The following is a 22,157-nucleotide window of genomic DNA, read 5'->3' as shown; positions in this document are numbered from 1 at the left end:
CCCCTTTTGCTTTTACATTTAAGTAATGACACAGCTAGACGATAAAACTCGCCCCTTGTTCTGCACTCGAAACGCTTTGGCGCATCACGCTAAATAGGTTGCGCCCCATGGTTTGCTGGTTGGCGTCTGCCTCAAATACCTTCGCTTGGCGAGATTGCATGTCGTTGAGGTTATTGAGTTCGCCACTCGCGCAATCTAAGCGCAGGATATCGCCTTCGCAAACAAGCCCAATAGTTCCTCCTCGAATGGCCTCTGGTGAGACATGAATCGCGGATGGGATCTTTCCTGAGGCTCCAGAAAGGCGCCCATCAGTAACCAGAGCCACTTTAAACCCTTGTTTCTGAACATTACCTAGAATCGGCATGAGCTTATGCAGTTCAGGCATACCGTTCGCAGCTGGTCCATTATTTATCACCACAACAATGCAATCTTTGTTGAGCTCACCTCGTTGATACGCAGCTTCTACCTTATGTTGGCAATCAAAAACTACCGCAGGTGCTTCTATTACACGTTGCTCTTCTGCAACCGCTGACACTTTAATCACTGCGTTGCCAAGGTTCCCTGAAAGGACTCGCGTTCCGCCTGTGCTTTGGAATACCTGTTCTTGGCCTGCAATTACCTCTGCATCTGCCGACTGTTTGCATTTTTTCCACGTTAGCTTTCCATTTTCAAGCTCTGGAATACTCATTTGATCTTCAAACGAGCCAAAGGTAGGTGTGACATCTCGGTGCAGTAAGTTGGCTTGATCTAAACGGCGTAACAGCGCGGGAACTCCGCCTGCCGCTTGGAACGCATTCATATCTGCTGGGCCGTTGGGATAAACTCGAGCAAGTAAAGGCACCACATCGGATAGATCGCTGATGTCTTGCCAAGTCAGAATAAATCCTGCTGCGCGTGCTACCGCGACCATGTGAATGCTGTGGTTGGTACTGCCACCTGATGCGAGTAGGGCAACAATGCCATTGATTAAGCTTTTAGCGGTAAAGACTTCAGAAAGTGGGCGGAAGTTTGCGGCTTGTGGTGTCATTGAAGCAATTTCAATGGCGGCATGCTGAGTGAGTGATGCGCGCAATTCAGAGTCAGGGTGAATAAACGCTGAGCCCGGAAGCATCAGCCCCATCGCTTCAAATACCAGCTGATTGGTATTGGCTGTGCCGTAAAAAGTGCAGGTGCCCGCTGAGTGATAAGCGTTGCACTCCATGTCCAGCAAGGCACTTTTTCCTACCTTGCCAGCCGCGTATTCTTGGCGAATATGTACTTTCTCATCATTGCTGATGCCCGTTGCCATCAAGCCCGCCGGAACAAAAGCGGTGGGTAGATGCGCAAAAGAGAGCGCGCCCATCAGTTGTCCTGGAGCTATCTTGTCGCAAATGCCAAGCAATAGGGTTGAATCAAACACGTTGTGACTCAGTGAAAGAGCGGTCGATTGAGCAATCAAGTCCCTTGAAAACAAAGACATATCCATGCCTGGTTGGCCTTGAGTTACCCCATCGCACATCGCGGGAACACAGCCCGCTACTTGAGAGGTGTGGCCGAACTTAGCTAACGCCTTTTTGATCTGATCTGGATAGTGTTGATACGGCTGGTGAGCGCTTAACATATCGTTGTAAGAGCTGATTAACGCCACATTGGATTTAGTGAGATCAAGAATCGAGCGTTTCTCATCGGAGCAAGAAGCTGCGACAGCATGAGCCAAGTTGCCGCAAGAAAGCCCTTTACCACCTTTGCCAGCAGAGGCTTGGTGTTGGGTTCGGTTTAGAAACGCTTCATGAGTCTCTTTGCTTCGTTCAATTAATCGTTGAGTCACCGCTTGGATGGTTGGAAGGGTCATGCTGTTTCTGCCTCATCAGTCATTGAAAGCACAATCGCAGCACAGTCCACAACGTCATCAATATCGCCATCAATGCTGATGACAACCGTATCTGGCTCGTGATCGGGTCTTTCTAATGTTTCGAACTGGCTTTTAATCATGTTCTCTTTCATGAAGTGGCCTTGGCGCTGACGCATTCGATGCAAGATCAGGTCAATGTTGCCATCTAAAAAGAGAAAGGTGAGGTTTTTGTTCCCTTCGCGAATTTGGTCGCGGTACTTCTTCTTCAACGCAGAACACACAATAATGCCGTGCTCATTTTTACTTTCTAGGCTGTACGCTGCATCACGAACGCGTTCCAGCCATGGAATGCGATCATCATCATTAAGAGGTTGGCCTGACGCCATTTTTTGAATGTTTGCTCGAGGATGAAGGTCGTCACCATCAATGAACTTACGCCCAAGTTTTTTTGCCAACTGCTCGCCTATCGTGCTTTTCCCACAAGCACTGACACCCATGACGATGACACTACTACCAGCCATAACTCAATCCTCTTAACAAATTTGCGCGTGATCTCAATTTTGAACATCGCTTGTAAATATGGCTTTATCTTATAAGCGTTACCGGTAACATGTTACCGGTAACTTAAGGAAGTGTGATGAAGGACACAAAACAACAATTCACAACAATTGTGATTGTTTTTGCATCCAACTGACGGAAAATTAGTCACATCTCACTATATTCGCGTTTAAAAATCACTGGAAAGAGATCTTTGGAGGATAAAATGGCCAACGATTACCGCGCAATTGCGAAATCTGTTGTTGAGCATCTTGGGGGCAAGACAAATGTGGCTGCCCTAACACACTGCATGACTCGACTACGATTCGTTTTACACAGCCAAGATGGCGTCGATATTAACAAGCTAAAAGCACTGAAAGGTGTTATGGGTGTTGTTGATAATGGAGACAAAGTACAAGTTATCATTGGTAACGAGGTATCGTATGCATACAAAGAAGTGATGGTGCTTTGTAAGCTATCCACTGTATCTGAGTCAGAGGTTCCTGCTAAAAAAGAGAAGCTAACGGCTAAGTCAATTGGTGCGAAAATGTTGGACGCACTGGTTGGTACCATGTCGCCTCTTATCCCAGCAATCATTGGCGCTTCAATGGTCAAACTGCTCGCCATGGTACTTGAGATGCTGGGCTGGGTTGAGCCAAATGCACCTACCTTGATTATCTTGAAAGCGATTGGCGATGGCGCCTTCTTCTTCCTACCGGTTATGGTTGCCGCTTCCGCATCGATCAAATTCAAGACCAATATGTCTCTTTCCATTGCGATTGCCGGTGTCTTAATCCACCCGAACTTTATGGAATTGATGGCGCAAGCAGCAGAAGGCAAGCACGTTGATTTCTTCGGTATCCCAATCACGTCAGTGAAATACACCTACACGGTTATTCCTGTACTTGTGATGACTTGGGCTCTTTCTTACATAGAACGTTGGGTAGATAGCATTACCCCTGCTGTGACTAAAAACTTCCTGAAACCTATGCTTATCGTATTGATTGCAGCTCCGGTTGCTATCGTACTTATCGGTCCATTTGGTATTTGGGTTGGTACTGCACTTTCAGCGCTTGTTTACACAATTCATGACACATTAGGTTGGTTGTCGGTTGCTATCATGGGCGCACTGTGGCCTCTACTTGTTCTTACTGGTATGCACCGTGTATTTACTCCAACGATTATTCAAACCATTGCTGAGACGGGTCGTGAAGGTATGGTTATGCCTTCAGAAATCGGTGCCAACCTCGGTATGGGTGGTGCGTGTCTGGCTGTTGCTTACAAAACCAAAAACAGCGCACTAAAGCAGACATCATTAGCCGCAGGTGCTTCAGCTATCTTCGCCGGTATCTCTGAGCCTGCATTGTACGGCGTGCTTGTTCGTCTGAAACGTCCACTTATCGCAACAATGATTACTGGTTTTATCGTAGGTGCATTAGCGGGCATGGGTGGCCTTGCGAGTCACTCGATGGCAGCACCAAGCTTGTTTACGAGTGTTCAGTTCTTCGATGTGAATGACCCAATGAGTATCGTTTGGGTGTTCGGTCTGATCGCATTGTCTATTGTTCTGTCATTTGTTCTAACCCTAGTTTTAGGCTTTGAAGATGTTCCAGAAGATGATGCCGATGAGAAAGCAACTTCAGAGTCAGCAAACAAAGAAGCTGGTAAGGCAGAAGACAAGCCGACAGTAGTGTCCGCGTCTTAATTAGAATTGATTAATTTATTCAGTCACCTTACTTCAGCGTAAGGTGACTTTTATTGTTTCCGAGGTATTCGATGTCAAACATTCAATTTCCCGAAGATTTCTTATGGGGCGGCGCTATTGCTGCAAACCAGTCTGAAGGCGCTCACTTAGCGGGTGGTAAAGGCCTAACAACCGTAGATATGATCCCTTATGGTGAGAACCGCATGCCAATTAAGCTTGGTCAGGTTGATAAGGTGACGCTCAGCGAAGACGAGTTCTACCCAAGCCATAACGCGATAGACTTTTATCACCGTTACAAAGAAGACATCGCCTTGCTGGCAGAGATGGGATTTAAAGTCTTCCGCGTATCCATCGCTTGGAGCCGAATCTTTCCAAAAGGTGACGAGCTAGAGCCGAACCAAGCTGGCTTAGATTTTTACCGTGATGTTTTTGAAGAGTGTAAGAAATACGGTATTGAGCCGCTCGTTACCTTGTGCCATTTCGATGTGCCTATGCACTTGGTCAACGAGTATGGTTCGTGGCGTAATCGTAAGATGATTGAGTTCTTTAGCCGTTACGCGAGAACCTGTTTCGAAAACTACAAAGGCTTGGTGAAATACTGGTTAACTTTCAACGAAATCAATATTTTACTAGCGAGCCCGTTTTCTGGTGCTGGATTGTTGTTTCAGGAGGGCGAAAATCACGATCAAGTGAAGTACCAAGCAGCTCACCATGAGCTAGTAGCAAGCGCTTTGGTAACCAAGATTGCCCATGAAGTTGATGAGCAAAACCAAGTGGGTTGTATGCTGGCGGGCGGTAACTTCTATCCATATTCATGTAAGCCAGAAGATGTGCTGATGGCTATGGAAAAAGACCGCGAGAACCTGTTCTTTATCGATGTTCAATCGCGTGGTTACTACCCATCTTATGCTCAAAAAGTGTTTGATAACAAAGGTGTGGTGCTTGAAACACAAGAAGAAGATTTCGAGATTCTGAAAAATACTGTCGATTTCATTTCTTTCAGTTATTACGCTTCACGCTGTGCTTCCGCTGATATGAATGCAGGAAATACGAGTGCAGCGAACGTCGTTAAGTCCATCAAAAACCCTCATCTTCCAGCAAGTGATTGGGGCTGGGTCATTGACCCTACAGGTCTTCGAATTACGATGAACACACTCTATGACCGTTACCAGAAACCACTTTTCTTGGTAGAAAATGGCTTAGGTGCTCGTGATACCTTGGATGACAATGGAGAAGTGAACGATGATTACCGCATTGATTACCTTCGTCAGCACATTGTTGCGATGCATGAAGCAATGGAAGATGGCGTCCCACTGATGGGCTATACGCCTTGGGGTTGTATCGATCTTGTCGCAGCGTCGACCGGAGAGATGAGCAAGCGCTATGGGTTTATCTACGTGGACAGAGACAACCTAGGCAATGGTACGTTAAATCGTATTCCTAAAAAGTCATTCCACTGGTACAAAAAAGTGATCGCAAGCAACGGCAGCGACTTGGCTTAATTTGTCTGTTTGATAATGAGAGAAATGAACAATGAAAACAATTGAACAGCGACTCAGAGATATTCGCATCGTTCCGGTGATCGCCATTAATGACGTTGCTCAGGCTGTACCACTGGCGAAAGTGCTGGTTGAAAATGGTTTGCCTTGTGCTGAAGTGACATTTCGTACAGAAGCGGCAGCAGAGTCGATTCGTTTGATGCGTGAAGCCTACCCTGAGTTACTGATTGGCGCAGGTACTGTGCTGACTACAGATCAGGTGGATACTGCCATTGATGCGGGTGTTGATTTCATTGTTAGCCCAGGTTTGAATCCAACCACAGTCAAATACTGTCAGCAAAGAGGGGTTACGATCGTTCCTGGAGTGAATAACCCAAGCTTGGTTGAACAAGCAATGGAAATGGGGCTTAAGACACTAAAGTTCTTCCCAGCAGAGCCATCTGGCGGTGTTGCTATGTTGAAAGCGTTGACGGCTGTTTATCCGGTTAACTTTATGCCGACAGGCGGAGTAAGCCCAGCGAACGTTGAGTCTTACTTAGCACTGAAATCAGTTGTTGCCTGCGGTGGAACTTGGATGGTACCGACAGACAAAATGGACAAGGGTGATTGGGATGGAATCGCAGAATTAGTCCGAGCGGTCGGCTCCAGGTAGTTCGATAGAGAGCGACATAAGTAGAAAATGAAAGGGCCAGCTGATACTGGCCCTTTTTGTGGCTGCTTCAAACGATGTAGAGGTTACTCGTTACCAAGCAAAGGTTTTAATGACGTTTTGCTTAGTGATTGGGTTATGCGCGATGTCTTGATTTATCTTGTCAAGAAACGGCTTACGAGCCTGAGGCAACATGCCACGCATTGGTGAGATGTTATTGCCGTGGTCGCCCCAGTAGTAGCAATCGAAATCTTCTAGGTTTTCGAGCAAGTATTTTTCTTCTTCCAGAATCTGCAATGGCGTTGGTAAAACAAACTCGCCACGGTTTACTTCTTTTTCCAACACCGACCCCGGTTGAACGGCTAAAGCCATCGGTGCAATTGCATCTGGCTGCATGATGTTCAGCAAGCTGGTGGTATTAATCGCATGCTCTACAGAACGTTCTTTGCCGCCAAGGCCAAAGATGAAAGAAGCCAGCACCTTGATGTCTGCTTCACGGGCTAAGTTCATACCTTCAATTGCATGCTCACGCGTCATGCGCTTTTGAATGCGTTCAAGCACAATTGGGTCACCGGACTCCAAGCCGGAATAGGCCATGCTTAAACCTGCCGACTTAATCTCTTTTAATTCAGACAAGCTCTTACGGCGAAAGTCATTGAACCCTGAATACAGAGAAATGTTCTTGATCTCTGGAAAGGTGATTTTGATGTAATCCAGAATCGAAATCAGCATCTCGGTTCGGATTGCCATTACGTTACCATCGACTAAAAAGATAGACTCTACATGCGGGTAGATTTTTCTCGCCGCATCAATATCTTCAAAGATGTCTTTGATATCTCTTACTTTGAAACGCTTATCATCAAACATCGTGCAGAAGGTACATTGGTTGTTACTGCACCCCAATGTTGTCTGGATGAGTACGCTCTCTGCTTCCATCCAAGGACGATAAACTTTACCTTCAAAACGCATAAATGCTCCTCGGCCGTAGCCTGTGTTGTTTCGACGAGGGCAAGTTTAGCAATCTGCATCTTGGGTGATAATTGGGCAAAGCGGGGAATCAGTATTAAAGAAATTTTAATAATCGAAAGAGCGCGCAGTTCTTTGTCTGTATGGATAGAACTGCGGCTTGGATCGTGTGTGGGGGGAGTGTTAGTGGTCGTTTTTTACTAATTAATGATCAGTGCGTAACGCACAGCTTTTCTTCGAGTAATTGATTAAGCACTGTCACCAGCTTGTGGTTCTTAGTGTTGTCTAATGCGTCGGCGTGCGGGTCTTTGAACAACCCAGAATCATTATCAAAATATTTACCAGAAGCGTTGGCAAACTCATCACTGAGCGCAGCACGACAAAGAATATCGGCTCCAATCGCTAGGTCGTTTCCATCAACGCCATAAGCATCTTTTACTAATTTACTGCCAAGGAAAGAGGCTGGGTTTACAGGGATAATTGCGGTGCCTTTGTCTAAAAGAGTATTGGCTAATTCGATGGACCACATCGTTAGCGCCAGCTTACTTTGCGCGTAAACCGGACCATCAAGTTCACCCGCACTCGGGCTGATTAATGCCTCTAAATCGACGGGTGCTTGGGCTGCTGAAGATAGATTGACGATACGACCTGTCGCATCAAAAAGAGGAAGCAGCTTTTGTGTCAGGAGATACGGCGCAATGGTGTTTACGACAAAACGTACATCAAGATTGTCTGGAGTGGTGATGTCCGACACCTTATACACACCTGCGTTGTTAATGAGTATATCGAGTCGTTTGTGATCGCTTTTGATTTGGGTTACGAGCGCCTCAACTTCAGAGAGCGTCGATAGGTCTGCGATGTAGCTTTCGATGATTGCATTCTTAGACAGGCGAGACAGAGCGGTCACGACTTTATTGACCTTAGCTGGGTTGCGGCCATGAATTAGAACATGGTGCCCTTGCTGCGTTAGTGCTTTTGCGGTCTCTAAACCAATGCCATCCGTGGCACCTGTGATCAGAATTATTTTTTGCATATTCCGTCCTTCAAAAAATAGTTTGAACAACGTTATAACAAAGATTAATGACACATAGTTGCATTTGGCTCACAAGCTGAAGACTCAAATGTGAGTCTATGGGGCAAATAATGACCATTTTAACACTTGGTGGTTAACCGTTGGCGTTTAACGATTAAGTAAGACAATGGGTCAGTTTGTGACTGACCCAAATTAAGAGAAGTGACCGAGTTATTTGATGTCTTGAACGTTCATAACCAGAGTTTCCCAGTTACGTTGGTTTTCCATATCGTGCTCTAGGCCTTGCTCATCGGCAATTTGGAAGCGCTTAACCGCAGGGGTTTTGCTCGTAGCTTGATACAACCAATAAGCTTCCGCTTTGAGTGCTTCGTCGATCGGTTTGTCGATAGACTCGTACACCGCTTGCTTACATGCATTGATCGATTCGGCAGGGAATTTTGAGATTCGTTTGGCTAGAGTATCAACATATTCGCCAATTTCATCCGGCTCTAGTGCCTTGTTGATGGTGCCGTATGCTTCGGCTTCGTCAGCATCAAAGTCACGTGCACTTAGGACGATTTCGAGTGCGCGACCTAAGCCGACTTGGCGTGCCATACGTGATGCGCCGCCACCACAAGGAAGGATGCCCATACCCACTTCCATTTGCATGAATTTGTATTTACCGCGAGCCGCGAATCGCATGTCACACGCCAGTGCAAATTCGTGGCCTCCACCTCGAGCGAACCCTTCAAGCTTGGCAATGGTGGCTTGTGGCAGTTTGCTGATTCTTTCTAGCACCACTTGCAGGTCGAGTAACTTCGCTTCTTCACGAGAAACGGCTTCTGTCGACATGTCTTTTAATAGATTAGTGTCGTAGTGGCAGACCCAAACTTCAGGGTTTGCTGACTGAAATACCACGACCTTGATGTCACGATCGCGCTCTAGTCTCATTGCTAAACCATTGAGGTCGGCAAGCATCTCTTGCCCTTGAACATTCACAGTACCGAAGTCAAAAGTGACGGTAAGAATTCCATCCTCGGCTTGAGCTTTAAACGTTGTATAACCTTGATATGCCATTTCCATATTCCTTCTGAGAGATTTCATTTCAGCCTATTCAGTGTGAATGCGACCTAAATTCAGGCTAGCGAGGAATGTTCGAACCAACAATTAACAATTAAACGAAACACTATTAACGAATTATTAAGAGTGTTGGCGGGTTTTGTAATTTCAATTTATTCAGTGTCTTAGATGGATATTTTAACGTTGAAGGTATCTTGCTAATTCGATTGTCAACGAAATCTAAAAACTCATTCCTTGTCTGGCGCTCTTATCCTTTTCATTTAGCTTCGTATACTGCTCAACTAGGTAATTAGCCCTAAGGTACAGACAAGAGTGAACCGACTTATGCAGATGAGATCCGCGACTTTGAAAACCATTATTGAGAAAACACTGCCACTGACACTGGGTGTGTTTGCGATCATGATGGTGCAATTGGTCGATTCGATCTTTATCGGTCAGCTAGGGGTGAATGAGTTGGCGGTTCACGGTATCACCTTGCCATTCCAAGCGGCGTTTACCGGGGTTCAAGTGGGCATCGGTGTGGCGGCAACGTCCATTATTTCTCAAGCGGTAGGGGCAAAAGAGCAACGTAAGGCCACCTCAATTGCCACGTTGTCGGCCGGGTTTGGTGTGGTGGTAATAGCCTTAATCTGCTTAGGCCTGATTGTTTTTAGCGATTCTGTTTTTGCGTCGTTTGTGAATGATGTCTCTGACGCTCAATACCAATCCATGCTGTCGATTTTTAATGTGTACTGGCCACTGTGGCTGTTCAGTGCATTGATGGTGGCAGTGCTTTATCTGGCCACCTGCGTTTATCGTGCCAATGGCGATACCAAAACAACCGGCAGCATGTTCTTAGCTGCCAGTGTGATTAACCTGATACTCGACCCTATTCTGATCTTTGGATTGGATATGGGCATCGCAGGTGCAGCGATCGCATCGAGCATTGGCTATGCATTCGGCGCAATCTACATGTTAATTAAGTCTCGCGGCAAGGGTTGGTTTGGCTTCAATGGCGCGTGCCGTAACCAAATCAAAGGCTACAGTTTTGAGCTATTCAAGACGGTAATGCCAACCACTGCGAATCAGATATTACCTGCGGTCAGCGCATTCTTCTCAATGCTTTTGATTGCGAGAATCGGAACCGATGAGATGGCTTTTTGGAGCTTACTTGCCCGTGTTGAAAGTTTTATGCTGGTGTTTTCTCTTGCTCTGACCATGTCTATCCCGCCTATGATTGGTCGTTACCTAGGGGCGCAGCAGCGATGCAAAATCCCTGAGCTATTGAATACAACAGCGAAGTTCTTATTGGTTTTCCACACCGTGATGGCAACATTGTTGGCGCTGTTTAGTGGCTGGATTATTCCTGTTATCTCGGAAGAACAAAGCATACGCAGCTGGTTTGAAGTGACCTTGTTATTTATACCGTTCAGCTATGGCCCGCTTGGGCTTTGCATGTTGGTTGCTTCGGTCTTTAATGCCTTGGGTGTGCCTCGTAAAGCTTTGAATGTCTCTTTCTTACGCTTGTTTGTTTTCTACATTCCTGCTTTATGGCTCGGCTCGATAACTGGAGACATGATCAATGCGGTTATTGCTGCGACCGTCGCCAATGTTTTAGCGGGCGCTTTTGCATGGTTTAAGCTTAATGCCTATATTAAAACTCACATTATCCCTCGTGCCGCTGCGGCCAGTAAGCAGCGTGTACTCAGCGCAGGCTAGCCATTATTGATGAATATTGAACATCTGAAATTGTTTGTGCGACTCGCGTCTACGCACAATATAAGTCAAGCAGGACAAGAGCTTGGGTTGTCACCTCCGGTAGCCAGTATTCATATCGGAAAGCTCGAAGAGAGCCTAGGTGCCCGTCTTGTGCATCGCACCACGAGAAAGGTTTCCCTGACCGAAGAAGGCATGGCATTTCTTCCTCACGCCAAGCAAATCCTTTTGAGTGTCGAAGCGGGTGTAGCCTCTGTCGGAACCGGTAATGAATTACCAAAAGGGGTGTTGCGAATATCTGCACCTTCTTCGTTTGGTCGCATGCATGTTATGCCAGCGCTAAAAGGCTTTTTGGCTAAGTATCCAGATCTGTCGGTGGACATTTCACTCAGTGACTCAATCGTCGATCTGGTCGATGGTGGTTTTGATGTGGCGATTCGTAACGCGGAGCTACAAAACTCAAGCCTGATCGCTCGTAAGCTCTCTACGGATAAACGTATTTTGTGTGCATCGCCAGAATATCTGGCTGCTCATGGTCATCCGAAAACACCAGAAGACCTCAAGCAACATCAATGTATCAATCAAACCGGCTTGGAAGGTTGGACGTTCGATACGCCAGAAGGCGATGTCACCATCAAGAAAAAAGGTGCGATCCGTGTTGATCATGGCGAAGCGGTAAGGGATGTATGTGTCGATGGCTTGGGCATTGCCATGTGTGCGACTTGGATTGCTTATAAGCAGCTCGCGGAAGGCTCGCTGGTTGAGGTGTTGCCAGATTACCCTTTAAAGGATGAGGCGGCGATCTGGGCGGTATACCCGAGTGCACAGCTGCTCGCGCCGAAGGTACGCGTATTTATCGACTACTTTGTGCAATATTATGGTTCTCCTTCTTATTGGGATTGCGAAGTAAACGGTCAAGCTCAGTAACGTCTAAGAAAGAGACACTCATTGAGAACAAATAAGAAAGCCCCGACCAAAAGGTAGGGGCTTGTTTTATGTTCTATATAGAACGTTTTTTCTAGCTTACTGCTGTTGTTTTATCTATTTAGCGTTTCGGACGTTTAATGCGCGTGTACCGCTGAATCTTGGTATAGCTCGGCATCAACTTCTTCGCCTTTGTTTGGACGAGGAACAATCTCAAAAGAGGTGTCAGCTTCTGTCAGTGAAGACAGCAGTTTGTTAAGCGATGTCTTGTCGCCTTTCACACCTGCTTGTCCGTCTTCTAACAGTTTCCCTAGGCTTGTTTTCTTAAGCACGATGTCAGACACGTCAGACTTATTGATGATCAGTGTTGTATCCGCATCTTGCAGCTCTGATACTTGGATGTTGTTCAGGTTGCCGTTAGACATTTCAACGTAGTAGAACTCTTTTACATCAGGCAACTGAATATTCAACGTAAATGGTGTTTCTTGCGCCTTTAGCGAATCCACTTTAACTGCCAAGTAATCCAACAAGTTCTCAATAGTCATGTTAGCCAATACATCCGGAGATGCAGTTTTTGGAGCGCCCGGTTGTGTGCCAATACGAAGCTCTTGAGCGCCCGTTAGGTAGATGTTTCTCCAACCTGCACCTTCTGATTGATAACCCAATTGCTCGTATGTATCTGCCAATAAGCCACGTGCAACTTTGTTCTCTGGCTCAGCTTGAATCACCTTATTCAGTGCTGTTGCAACGAAGCGGTATTCACCTTCTTGGAAATCTTGCTGCGCTTTTTCAATCACAGCATCGCTGCCGCCCATGTACTCAACAAACTTCACCGATTCTGGCTCGATTGGTAATGGATTAAGGTTAGCTGGGTTCATGTCGAAGTAACCAAGATACATGTTGTACACAGCACGAGCGTTGTGAGAGTAGGTACCGTGGTAACCATTGGTGTGCCAAGACTGTTGAATGCTGTCTGGCATTACCTTGTAAATCTCGTCACCGATGTCTTGTAGAACCACACCGTTATTGGCTAAACGAAGCGTTTGGTTATGAGTAAAACCGTAAGCATCACGCTGCATTTTTAGGTAATCAGAAATCTCTTGTTCACCCCAGATTGGGGCTGAGTGAGACGCAAACAGTACTTCTGTTTCTTCGCCCCAAGTGACTAACATTTCGTTGATCTTCTTAGACCATTTCAAGCCGTCACGTACTTTAGCACCACGCAGCGTGTACAGGTTGTGCATGCCTTGGTAGGTCAGTTCGCCAGTCCAAAGTGCTTTCATGCTCGGAATGTACGTCACCATTTCTGATGCCGCTTCGGTACCTGAAGCATCCATGAATTGCATTTCTAGGCCGTCGATAACCAGAGTTTCAATCTCTTCGTTATGGTTCAGCTCGTAGTCTGGCAGGACGTAAGTAATGCTACCGGTTGATAGACCTTTAGACAGTGCCGCATCCACAATACCGTGTTCGTGTCGGTTCAGGGTTGCGCCATATTGATATGCGGTACGACGAGACATTGCGTTACCCGCCAATACGTTTTCGTCGACGATTTCTTTAGTGATGTTTTTCGAACCGTACACTTTTACATCTGGATACGCGTCTTTGATTGCTCTTGCGCCACCAAAGTGATCAGCGTGCGAGTGAGAGTAAATCATTGCAACGACGGGCAGTTCACCGCCATCAGGCACATTGTTCTTGAAGAATTCGAGTGATTTGGCGGCTGATTCTTTGGTAAGAAGAACGTCGTAGGCGATCCAACCGTTGTCACTACGAATGAAAGAAATAGACGCTAAATCCGCGCCTCGAACTTGGTAAACTTTACCCGGAACAACTTCATATAAACCTTCCGCCGCTTGGTTCAATACCGCTTGGCGCCACAGTGAAGGGTTTACTGAATCTGGTGCTTGGTCTGCATTCGTCACACTTGGATCGATGAAGTTAAAGCTATTACGAATGATGTCGCCTGTCTCTTGGTCGAAGCTAGCAATCAGACCCTTGTTGTTATTGTCGAAAGCGCGAGTGTCGGCAAAGTTAAGTGTTTTTGCGAACTCTTGGTTTGCTTTGGTCGTCATCTCGGTTGCGCTTTTGCCACCTTGATCGCCAATTTCGCTGAAGTGTGCGTGATCATGGTTAGCTGCAATCGCAGGGAATGCCAACGAGATAGCTAGGAACAGTGATGCATTTTTGAACGTGCGAGAAGTTGTCATAAGAGCCTCTTCATTTCAGAATTTTGTTTCGTTGAGGCGATTATAGGAATAAGACATATAGCAAAAAATAAAGTAAGCTTTATTTAATACATCACTATTGGCTATGTATTGAGTCATGCAATGGTTGGGGAGCGAAGACGAATCCTGACCTATGATTGATTAAGACCACATTGACAGGGAGAGTAACGGTGAGCGACGTGGAAAAGTTGGATTTAAATCTATTGAGCGTGTTCTTAGAAGTGTATCGATTAAAGTCGATCACGCTTGCATCAGAATCGCTTGGTATGACTCAGCCTGGGGTTAGTGGGGCATTGAAGCGATTGCAATCTCAGCTTGATACCGACCTGTTTATTCGTGAAGGGCGTGGGATTATTCCGACTAACGCTGCGGTGCAATTGGCAGACCGAGTAGAGCCTGCTCTAGAAGGGATAAGCAGCGCAGTAAGCACTTTAAAGACATTTGATAATCAGCAGCATCATGTGTTTCGTATCCTGGTGAATGAGATTGGATTAACCAAGCTTCAACCTCTCGTCGAGCAAGATGAGACGTTGGGCAATATCTCGATTGAATTCAATATGGTGCCGAACAACGAAGAAGAATTATTGCAAGGCTTGAGCATGCAACAAGCTGATTTAGCGATTGATATCCATTACCCGCAAGTTAACGGCTACATGAAGCAGCCGATGATTGAAGATGAGTTGGTGCTGATAGCTCGAAAGGGGCATCCGAGAATCAATGGCTCTGTGACGCAAGAGCAATATTACAACGAAAAGCATGTTACTTTTAGAATGCGTCGAACCCGTTTATACACGGCAGATTATTTTACCAAGTCGCCACTGAAACAGAGAAAAGTGAGTGCCGAGTGTGACTCGCTGATGACCATGTGTGTGCTGGTATCGGGCTCAGATTGTGTCGGCAGTACATCGCGTGATTTTGCCAATCAATTTTCCGAATCCTTCCAGCTTCAAGTCCTTGATCAGCCGTTTGAAATCTTACCGATGCAGCAATACATGATTTGGCATAAAAGAACCGATTTGAACCCTGCTCATCAGTGGCTGAGAAACAAGATTCAGCAATATATGGCTGATTAACGAGCCGCTCTTGCTGCTCGTTTCTGTTTGGCGCTCTCTATCATCTTAGAAGGCGTCATTCCTGTCACCAACATGGTGCCGGTGATAACCAGAATTGAACCAACAATCGTATTGATGCCAATTGCTTCATCTAAGAATAAGTTACCCCATAGAATACCAAATACCGGAATGATGAAGGTCACGGACAGGGCTGAAGGTGCGCCGAGTTCAGAGACGAGATTGAAGTAAAGTAGATACGCTAACCCAGTACATACCGCGCCTAATAAGACAACCGATGTAGTGATCGTAACGTCGGGTGTTTCTCTCATCGGAATAAAGAATACAAACGGCAAAACCAGCAATACCGCAGCCCACATGCTGCCATGAGCATTGTTGAATGCCTCAACTTTAGGGGCTTGTTTGGTATAGTTTGACGCTATTCCGTAGCTAAAGGCCGCCATCACTGCTGCAAAGATAGGAAGCATAGCCTCACGGCCAATGTTCATCGCATCCCAACCGACTAACACGCCAACTCCTGTTACCCCAATCCCAAGTCCCAATAGAACTTTCGCCTCGAGTGCTGTTTTGGTCCATATTGCACCAATGATTGCCGCCCATATTGGCGCGGTAGAGTTCAAGATGGCGAGTGTCGAGGCGTTAAGTGTCTGCGCGGCATAAGCGAAAAGCAAAAAAGGAAGTGTGGTGTTAAACAGGCCGAGAATGAAGAAGTGTTTTGCGTGATCATGAAAAGAGAGCTTCTTTTTTAAATAGAAAGAAACTAAAAGCAGAGTAAGTGCTGCAAACAGAACTCGCGCTTCAATTAAGACTGCGGGCCCTAATGGATTGGCGGCCATTCTCATGAAAAGAAACGAGCCTCCCCATATAGCCGCAAGTAGTATCAGTTTTAAAAAGCTCACAGTTTGAATCTCAGATTGTGTAAAACCTGACTATGGAGGAAAGATAACTATTACACAAACATAGATGCCAATACTGTGCAGTTATGGACATAAAATCGAGCCCGTTAATCAGGAACAATTTCGATGAATTTCGTTCTGTTTATTGTTCCTTATTTGATGAGTAATCTAGCGTTAGACATCAAACTTAGGCAAACAAAATGAAGATTGAACACATCGCAATTTGGACCAAACAACTCGAAGTACTGAAGCGATTTTATGAAGATTATTTCGGCGCGACATTGAACTCAAAATATCACAACCCAACTAAAGGGTTTTCTTCATACTTCCTCTCGTTTGATACGGGAAGTCGTTTAGAGATTATGGAAATGGACTCTGTCCCTGAATCGAAAGACGACATCTATGACCAGTTCACAGGCTTCATTCACATGGCGATATCATTAGGTTCGGAACAGGCGGTCGATCAACTGACTCAACACTTGGTCGAAGACGGCTATGAGCGCTTAGATGGCCCAAGAAGAACAGGCGATGGCTATTATGAGAGCTGTGTACTCGATCCGGATGGTAATCGTTTGGAACTTACCGTTTAATGTAGAGACTTAATTGAGTTACTCATCTACTAACGGAACTGAGGTATTACAATGATGAAGCGTGCTTTGACTTTCCTTTTTAGTCTTGGGCTGATGGGATGTGCTACCTCAGAACCGGTATATGAACCAGAGGCTGACTCGAAGCCTGAACCATCCCAACCCATAGGTTACCTTGGCTTCAAAGCCCATCAAGAGTGGGCCATTCAATTCAATGATTGCACGGTCTACGATTTAATCGGTGCACAGCCCTACCAGTGGTTTGATCGCACTTCAGCCTCTGTGAGCTGTTATACGTTTAAGCCAAACGATGCTATCGAACCTTTATCAGTCTATGCCGACGCAGATTTTGCCAGCAATAAGCTAACGCCGATTAACCGCTTTCAAGAGTTGCAGGTATCAGAGTCAGGCTGGGGCAATTTCCCTGCCGTCTATAAGACCAACGGCACCAATTGGCTGAAAGTCAAAGAGGGTTGGATTCACCTCACACTAGCCGATCAGACACTCGTCCAGTTTTACCCTGGCACTCAAGACCAATCTGGCAAATCGCAGCATGATCAGTATTTTGAGCAGCATTGATCGTAATGCTGACTGTTGATTAGTCTGTAGTTCGATCAAAAAAGATCTTTTAACTATTGCTGAAACCGGTTTCAACCTGTATCTTTTCTTTTATTGAAATCGGTTTCAGAGTTGCAATGAGCTCTCTAATCCTGATCTTTTTCACGAATAACTTGTAGCGAGTAATGGTATGAACAACGAATTTCCGAACGATTTTTTATGGGGCGGTGCAGTAGCAGCGCATCAACTAGAAGGCGGCTGGGATGCGAATGGTAAAGGTGTCAGTGTTGTTGATGTATTAACAGCGGGCGCTCATGGTGTACAACGTCGAATCACCGATGGCGTGATTGATGGCGAAAACTATCCTAACCAAGTCGCAGTGGATTTCTACCATCGCTACAAAGAAGACATTAAGTTATTCGCTGAGATGGGCTTTAAGTGTTTCCGTACCAGTATCGCGTGGACGCGTATCTTCCCAAATGGCGATGAAGCTGAACCGTGTGAAGCGGGTTTAGCGTTTTACGATGATCTGTTTGACGAGCTGTTGAAATACGACATTCAGCCTGTGGTAACACTGAGCCACTTTGAAATGCCTTACCATCTAGCTAACGAATATGGTGGCTGGATGAACCGTAAAGTGATCGACTTCTTCGTTAAGTACTCAACTACGGTGATGGAGCGTTACCAGCACAAAGTGAAATACTGGATGACGTTTAACGAGATCAACAACCAGATGAACACCTCGGCAGACATCTTCGGTTGGTTGTGCTCTGGCGTGAAGTTCCCGCAATGTGAAAAGCCGCAAGAAGCTATGTATCAAGCGGTTCACCACCAGTTTGTTGCGAGTGCGTTGGTGGTTAAGAAAGGTCACGAGATCAATTCAAATCTTCAAATTGGCGCAATGTGTGCGATGGTGCCTTTCTATCCTCGTTCTTCTAAACCGGAAGACATTATGGTGGCACAACAAGCGATGCGTGACCGTTACTTCTTCTCAGATGTGATGGTTCGCGGTCATTACCCAAATTACGCTACGCGTGACTGGGCAATCAAAGGCTTCAACATTGAGATGCAGCCCGAAGATGAGCAGATCCTAAAAGAAGGCAAGGCTGATTACTTAGGCTTTAGCTACTACATGTCTAATACCTTGGATTCTTCTTCTCACCAATCGACTGAAGAAGCGATGGACGGCGGTCATGAAAACTCGGTCGATAACCCGTTTATCCAGTCTAGCGATTGGGGCTGGCCAATTGACCCAACCGGTTTGCGTTTCTGTTTAGCGTCTCTGTATGAACGTTATGAAGTGCCATTGTTCATCGTTGAGAACGGTTTTGGCGCTGTTGATACCATTGAAGAAGATGGCAGCATTAATGACGACTACCGTATCGCTTACCTTGGCGACCACATCAAAGAGATGAAAAAAGCCGTTGCGATTGATGGTGTTGATTTGATGGGTTACACCCCTTGGGGCTGTATCGACTTAGTTTCGTTCACCACGGGCGAGATGAAAAAACGCTACGGATTCATTTACGTAGATAAGCACAACGATCAATCTGGCTCACTAGAACGCAAGCGCAAGAAGTCTTTCGAGTGGTATAAAGGTGTGATTGCATCTAACGGTGCCACTATTTAGAATGCATTCCCCAGCGCAGTTATGTGAACTGTGAGCTGTCATTTTGCAATGAATTAGTCGGCCTATGTCGGCTAATTTTTTATAAAGGAAAAGAAGCGAATGGTAACCATGCTTGATGTCGCAAACCGCGCAGGCGTATCTAAATCGACCGTTTCTCGTGTCTTAAATGGCAAGAACATCGTGCGCCCAGATGTGGTGAAAAAGGTATTTGATGCGATTCAAGAAACAGGTTATCGACCGAACTTGTTGGCTCAGCAATTGGCGACCAAGAAGACCAATTTCATCGGCTTTGTAATTACCAATGAGTTGTTCAATGGCCCTTACTTCTCTTCCTTGATGTATCACGCGGCTTCTTATAGCGAAAAGTCGAATCACCAATTGGTGATCACCGATGGCAAACACAGCGCTGAAGACGAAAGAAAGGCGATCAATTTCCTGCTTGATATGAAGTGCGCGGGCATCATCATCTATCCGCAATGTTTAACCGAAAGCGAGATAGCTCAGATCATCGAAAGCACTGACACTCCGATTCTGGTACTCAACCGAGAAATGCCGTCGAAGCCCAATCATGCTATTACCACCGACCATTATCAGAGCGCTTGTTTTATGGTTGAACACATCATCGAGCAGGGTCATACCGATATTGCAGTGATTCGTGGTAAAGCCGGTTCTTCGACCGATGAGCTGCGTTACCAAGCCTATCAAGATGTGTTAACTAAACATGGTGTTGCGTTGGATGAGTCCAACGTTGTTCAAGGTGATTGGACGATGGAGAGCGGTTATCACGCGGCTCAGGCTTTGGCAAAAAGCAGAACCACATTCACTGCTATCTTGTCTGAAAACGATGATATGGCGATTGGTGCAATTAAGGCGTTAACCGAACTTGGGTACTCATTGCCTCAAGATGTTTCGATCGTCGGCTTTGATAACAGCAAAGTGGGGGCGTTTTTAACGCCAAGCTTAACGTCTGTGAGTGTGCCATTAGAGCAAATGACGCAAAAGGCGATCCTGCAAATTGTCGGTGAAACAGAGCAAGCGACCACCATCAATACCACTGGTAGTTTGGTGTTACGTGATTCGATAGCGAAGCTAAATTAGCACTGTTCGAATTTCATATTTTACCTACAAAAAGTGACGAGCTGCGCATCTCTTAAACCAAGCTCAAACACTCCTTATTCACTGTTATTTAGATGTGCGATATTGCGTTTTTGGTCGATGAATTGACCACCATTAGTTAAGTAATGTGAAGCTAGATAAGTAATATGAAAATAGCTAATTGATGTGAGAACAGGTAAGTAACGTGAAAACAGAAAAACAAAAAATGCTAGCAGGTGAACCTTATCAGGCTTGGGATAAAGAGCTTTATGCAGCTCGTATCGAATGTCGTAAGGTGCTTCAAAAACTCAATAACAGTATTCCTGGCACATCTGAATGGGAAGCAGCAACGCAAGAGCTCATTCCGGACTGTGAAAATGCACATTTAGAACCTCCATTTCGTTGTGACTACGGCTCGAACATCAAGCTAGGCAAGAACTTCTACGCTAACTTTAACTGCGTGATTTTGGATGTGGCTGAAGTGACTATTGGCGATAATGTGCTGCTTGGTCCGAACGTTCAAATCCTGACTGCAGGTCACCCACTCGATGTGAAAGGCCGTGTAGAAGAAGGCGTTGAGTTTGGCTTGGCGGTGGTGTAATTATCTGCCCCGGTGTCACCATTGGCGAAAACAGCGTGATTGGCGCGGGCAGTGTCGTAACCAAAGACATCCCAGCCAATGTGGTTGCAGTCGGTAATCCATGTAAAGTGCTGAAAGCGATCGATAACGAGTAATAATCAGATTGAATTGATAAAGCCCGAACCTAGGTTCGGGCTTTGTTTTTTCTATTCTTGCTAGATGCTAGATGCTAGATGCTAGATGCTAGATGCTAGATGGAACAGCTTGTTGTGCTTGCTTCTTATCTAACGCACCACTGAATCGAGTCAGAACAAGAGCGATCAAAACGATCACAGCACCTACCCAAGGGGTGTTCATTAATCCAGATTTCGCGACAATCAAACCACCGCCCCATGAGCCTAATGCAATACCGACGTTGAAGGCTGCAATGTTCAATCCAGAAGCGACATCGACGGCGTCTGGTGTGTATTTCTCAGCCAGTTTCACAACATACACTTGTAGTCCTGGAACGTTACCGAATGCGAATGCACCCCAAACCAAAATGGTAGCAACAGCTGCGTAAGGGTTTACTGCGGTAAAGTTGAATACCACCAGTACTGCGGCTAAACCAGAGAAGATAACGGTCAGTGCTTTAATTGGGCCCATCTTGTCGGCCATTTTTCCGCCCCAGATGTTACCGACCGCCACTGACACACCGTAAACCAACATGATTAAGCTGATTGAGCTCGAATCAAATCCTGATACATTTTCCAGTATTGGAGCAAGGAAGGTAAACGCTGTGAATGTGCCGCCATAACCTAGTGCTGTGATAGCGTAAACCAACAGTAAGCGTGGTTGAGTTAGAACCTTTAGTTGTGCTGAAATCTTCGCCGCTGGTGGTTGCTTAAGGTTGCTTGGAACCAAGATAGCGCTGCCGATAAGAGCAATAAGACCAAGCAGAGCAACGATCAAGAAGGTCGCTTGCCAGCCAAAGGTTTGGCCGATATAAGTGCCCAGTGGTACGCCGGTTACCAATGCAACCGTTAAACCTGTAAACATGATCGCAATGGCACTGGCTGCTTTATCTTTTGAAACCAAACCTGTCGCGATGGTCGATCCAATCGAGAAGAACACACCATGGGCAAGGCCAGTCAAAATTCGTGCGGCGATCAGCGTGTTATAGCCTGGAGCTTGCCACGCCAATAAGTTACCAATGACAAACAATGCCATCACGGTCAGCAACACCGCTTTACGATTCCATTTGCCGGTTAATGCCGTTAAGACTGGTGCGCCAATAGCAACGCCAAGCGCGTATAAACTGACTAATAGGCCTGCTGATGGCAGAGATACATTCAAGTCGCTCGCCATGGTAGGAATCAAGCCTACGATGACAAATTCTGTGGTTCCGATGGCAAAGGCGCTGAGCGTCAATGCAAGTAATGCTAGTGGCATAATCATCTCTCTTACTGTTCTTTGTTAAGTACCGAGCGCGATAAAATGGGGCAGCTTGTGACTGCAATAGGAGCGCTTCGTTTGATGGCGAGGATTATCTAGCAAAATATATTTGTGAAAAATGCCATCATTAACAAATAACCTTTGTGATATTTGCAATAATTGGAGGGTTAGCCGATCATTG

18 protein-coding genes and 1 pseudogene are annotated in these 22,157 nt (G+C 45.9%); 11 read left to right on the top strand and 8 right to left on the bottom strand.

Annotated features, from left to right (window positions below; genetic code table 11):
* Positions 1-34: 34 nt before the first annotated feature.
* Together edd and AB4558_RS14995 are read right to left on the bottom strand one after the other, a co-directional pair.
* On the bottom strand, positions 35-1,831 hold the full coding sequence (gene edd, locus AB4558_RS15000; protein WP_372074156.1) for a phosphogluconate dehydratase: 1,797 nt from the start codon (positions 1,829-1,831) through the stop codon (positions 35-37).
* Positions 1,828-2,352 carry a gluconokinase gene (locus AB4558_RS14995; protein WP_017059452.1) on the bottom strand — a complete coding sequence of 175 codons (525 nt, stop codon included), beginning with the start codon at positions 2,350-2,352 and terminating at the stop codon, positions 1,828-1,830. The genes edd and AB4558_RS14995 overlap by 4 nt, the downstream gene beginning before the upstream one ends.
* 242 nt (positions 2,353-2,594) lie before the next feature.
* On the opposite strand from AB4558_RS14995, the gene ascF reads away from it, so the two are divergent.
* The 3 genes from ascF (at position 2,595) to AB4558_RS14980 (ending at position 6,224) form a co-directional block, all read left to right on the top strand.
* A complete protein-coding gene (gene ascF / locus AB4558_RS14990; protein ID WP_372158901.1) occupies positions 2,595-4,073 on the top strand; it encodes a PTS cellobiose/arbutin/salicin transporter subunit IIBC in 1,479 nt (492 codons plus the stop codon).
* A gap of 71 nt (positions 4,074-4,144) precedes the next feature.
* Positions 4,145-5,575, top strand: a complete 1,431-nt coding sequence (ascB, locus tag AB4558_RS14985; RefSeq protein WP_017059454.1) for a 6-phospho-beta-glucosidase — start codon at positions 4,145-4,147, stop codon at positions 5,573-5,575.
* A gap of 31 nt (positions 5,576-5,606) precedes the next feature.
* A complete protein-coding gene (locus AB4558_RS14980; RefSeq protein ID WP_102398561.1) occupies positions 5,607-6,224 on the top strand; it encodes a bifunctional 4-hydroxy-2-oxoglutarate aldolase/2-dehydro-3-deoxy-phosphogluconate aldolase in 618 nt (205 codons plus the stop codon).
* A gap of 90 nt (positions 6,225-6,314) precedes the next feature.
* Here AB4558_RS14980 and AB4558_RS14975 read toward each other — a convergent pair whose 3' ends face one another.
* The 3 genes from AB4558_RS14975 to AB4558_RS14965 all read right to left on the bottom strand — a co-directional run bounded on the left by AB4558_RS14975 (position 6,315) and on the right by AB4558_RS14965 (position 9,276).
* Positions 6,315-7,190: a radical SAM protein gene (locus AB4558_RS14975; protein WP_017087617.1), complete on the bottom strand. Its 876-nt coding sequence runs from the start codon at positions 7,188-7,190 to the stop codon at positions 6,315-6,317.
* Positions 7,191-7,398: 208 nt separating this feature from the next.
* On the bottom strand, positions 7,399-8,220 hold the full coding sequence (locus AB4558_RS14970) for an SDR family NAD(P)-dependent oxidoreductase (protein ID WP_137002222.1): 822 nt from the start codon (positions 8,218-8,220) through the stop codon (positions 7,399-7,401).
* Between the two features lie 210 nt (positions 8,221-8,430).
* Positions 8,431-9,276 carry an enoyl-CoA hydratase/isomerase family protein gene (locus AB4558_RS14965; protein ID WP_004732302.1) on the bottom strand — a complete coding sequence of 282 codons (846 nt, stop codon included), beginning with the start codon at positions 9,274-9,276 and terminating at the stop codon, positions 8,431-8,433.
* A 327-nt stretch (positions 9,277-9,603) separates the two neighbouring features.
* Between AB4558_RS14965 and AB4558_RS14960 the strand changes: the two genes are divergently transcribed.
* On the top strand, positions 9,604-10,977 hold the full coding sequence (locus tag AB4558_RS14960) for an MATE family efflux transporter (RefSeq protein ID WP_372074160.1): 1,374 nt from the start codon (positions 9,604-9,606) through the stop codon (positions 10,975-10,977).
* A 9-nt stretch (positions 10,978-10,986) separates the two neighbouring features.
* The gene (locus AB4558_RS14955) at positions 10,987-11,901 is read left to right on the top strand and encodes a LysR family transcriptional regulator (RefSeq protein WP_017078505.1); all 915 of its coding nucleotides are present in this window, start codon (positions 10,987-10,989) and stop codon (positions 11,899-11,901) included.
* A gap of 134 nt (positions 11,902-12,035) precedes the next feature.
* Here the strand turns inward: AB4558_RS14955 and AB4558_RS14950 are convergent, their stop codons facing one another.
* Positions 12,036-14,108, bottom strand: a complete 2,073-nt coding sequence (locus AB4558_RS14950; protein ID WP_017087622.1) for an alkyl/aryl-sulfatase — start codon at positions 14,106-14,108, stop codon at positions 12,036-12,038.
* Positions 14,109-14,296: 188 nt separating this feature from the next.
* Between AB4558_RS14950 and AB4558_RS14945 the strand changes: the two genes are divergently transcribed.
* Positions 14,297-15,199 carry a LysR family transcriptional regulator gene (locus tag AB4558_RS14945; RefSeq protein ID WP_017059462.1) on the top strand — a complete coding sequence of 301 codons (903 nt, stop codon included), beginning with the start codon at positions 14,297-14,299 and terminating at the stop codon, positions 15,197-15,199.
* Here the strand turns inward: AB4558_RS14945 and AB4558_RS14940 are convergent.
* Positions 15,196-16,095: a DMT family transporter gene (locus tag AB4558_RS14940; RefSeq protein WP_017059463.1), complete on the bottom strand. Its 900-nt coding sequence runs from the start codon at positions 16,093-16,095 to the stop codon at positions 15,196-15,198. The two genes, AB4558_RS14945 and AB4558_RS14940, sit on opposite strands and share 4 nt — an antisense overlap.
* A gap of 197 nt (positions 16,096-16,292) precedes the next feature.
* On the opposite strand from AB4558_RS14940, the gene AB4558_RS14935 reads away from it, so the two are divergent.
* The 5 genes and pseudogenes from AB4558_RS14935 to AB4558_RS14915 all read left to right on the top strand — a co-directional run bounded on the left by AB4558_RS14935 (position 16,293) and on the right by AB4558_RS14915 (position 20,697).
* On the top strand, positions 16,293-16,682 hold the full coding sequence (locus AB4558_RS14935; protein WP_017064032.1) for a VOC family protein: 390 nt from the start codon (positions 16,293-16,295) through the stop codon (positions 16,680-16,682).
* 51 nt (positions 16,683-16,733) lie between these two features.
* Positions 16,734-17,258 carry a hypothetical protein gene (locus tag AB4558_RS14930; protein ID WP_004732288.1) on the top strand — a complete coding sequence of 175 codons (525 nt, stop codon included), beginning with the start codon at positions 16,734-16,736 and terminating at the stop codon, positions 17,256-17,258.
* A 169-nt stretch (positions 17,259-17,427) separates the two neighbouring features.
* Positions 17,428-18,867: a 6-phospho-beta-glucosidase gene (locus tag AB4558_RS14925; protein WP_017069700.1), complete on the top strand. Its 1,440-nt coding sequence runs from the start codon at positions 17,428-17,430 to the stop codon at positions 18,865-18,867.
* Between the two features lie 99 nt (positions 18,868-18,966).
* A complete protein-coding gene (locus AB4558_RS14920; RefSeq protein WP_372074164.1) occupies positions 18,967-19,965 on the top strand; it encodes a LacI family DNA-binding transcriptional regulator in 999 nt (332 codons plus the stop codon).
* A 202-nt stretch (positions 19,966-20,167) separates the two neighbouring features.
* A pseudogene (locus AB4558_RS14915) lies at positions 20,168-20,697 on the top strand (sugar O-acetyltransferase).
* An 88-nt stretch (positions 20,698-20,785) separates the two neighbouring features.
* Here AB4558_RS14915 and AB4558_RS14910 read toward each other — a convergent pair.
* Complete coding sequence (locus AB4558_RS14910) at positions 20,786-21,973, bottom strand: MFS transporter (RefSeq protein WP_017062388.1); 1,188 nt, start codon at positions 21,971-21,973, stop codon at positions 20,786-20,788.
* Between the last annotated feature and the right edge of the window lie 184 nt (positions 21,974-22,157).

The organism is Vibrio sp. 10N.222.51.C5 (genome assembly GCF_041474575.1).
GTDB lineage: Bacteria > Pseudomonadota > Gammaproteobacteria > Enterobacterales > Vibrionaceae > Vibrio > Vibrio crassostreae_C.
The sequence above is the reverse complement of the archived record's forward strand: the minus strand, read 5'-3'. Positions and strand labels throughout refer to the sequence as shown.

Bases quoted from the DNA above. Each gene is read 5' to 3' on its own strand.
- AB4558_RS14925 (WP_017069700.1), top strand. From the start codon at position 17,428: ATGAACAACGAATTTCCGAACGATTTTTTATGGGGCGGTGCAGTAGCA.
- AB4558_RS14935 (WP_017064032.1), top strand. From the start codon at position 16,293: ATGAAGATTGAACACATCGCAATTTGGACCAAACAACTCGAAGTACTG.
- ascB (WP_017059454.1), top strand. From the start codon at position 4,145: ATGTCAAACATTCAATTTCCCGAAGATTTCTTATGGGGCGGCGCTATT.
- AB4558_RS14950 (WP_017087622.1), bottom strand. From the start codon at position 14,108: ATGACAACTTCTCGCACGTTCAAAAATGCATCACTGTTCCTAGCTATC.
- ascF (WP_372158901.1), top strand. From the start codon at position 2,595: ATGGCCAACGATTACCGCGCAATTGCGAAATCTGTTGTTGAGCATCTT.
- AB4558_RS14980 (WP_102398561.1), top strand. From the start codon at position 5,607: ATGAAAACAATTGAACAGCGACTCAGAGATATTCGCATCGTTCCGGTG.
- edd (WP_372074156.1), bottom strand. From the start codon at position 1,831: ATGACCCTTCCAACCATCCAAGCGGTGACTCAACGATTAATTGAACGA.
- AB4558_RS14930 (WP_004732288.1), top strand. From the start codon at position 16,734: ATGATGAAGCGTGCTTTGACTTTCCTTTTTAGTCTTGGGCTGATGGGA.
- AB4558_RS14910 (WP_017062388.1), bottom strand. From the start codon at position 21,973: ATGCCACTAGCATTACTTGCATTGACGCTCAGCGCCTTTGCCATCGGA.
- AB4558_RS14970 (WP_137002222.1), bottom strand. From the start codon at position 8,220: ATGCAAAAAATAATTCTGATCACAGGTGCCACGGATGGCATTGGTTTA.
- AB4558_RS14995 (WP_017059452.1), bottom strand. From the start codon at position 2,352: ATGGCTGGTAGTAGTGTCATCGTCATGGGTGTCAGTGCTTGTGGGAAA.
- AB4558_RS14920 (WP_372074164.1), top strand. From the start codon at position 18,967: ATGGTAACCATGCTTGATGTCGCAAACCGCGCAGGCGTATCTAAATCG.
- AB4558_RS14965 (WP_004732302.1), bottom strand. From the start codon at position 9,276: ATGGCATATCAAGGTTATACAACGTTTAAAGCTCAAGCCGAGGATGGA.
- AB4558_RS14975 (WP_017087617.1), bottom strand. From the start codon at position 7,190: ATGCGTTTTGAAGGTAAAGTTTATCGTCCTTGGATGGAAGCAGAGAGC.
- AB4558_RS14960 (WP_372074160.1), top strand. From the start codon at position 9,604: ATGCAGATGAGATCCGCGACTTTGAAAACCATTATTGAGAAAACACTG.
- AB4558_RS14955 (WP_017078505.1), top strand. From the start codon at position 10,987: ATGAATATTGAACATCTGAAATTGTTTGTGCGACTCGCGTCTACGCAC.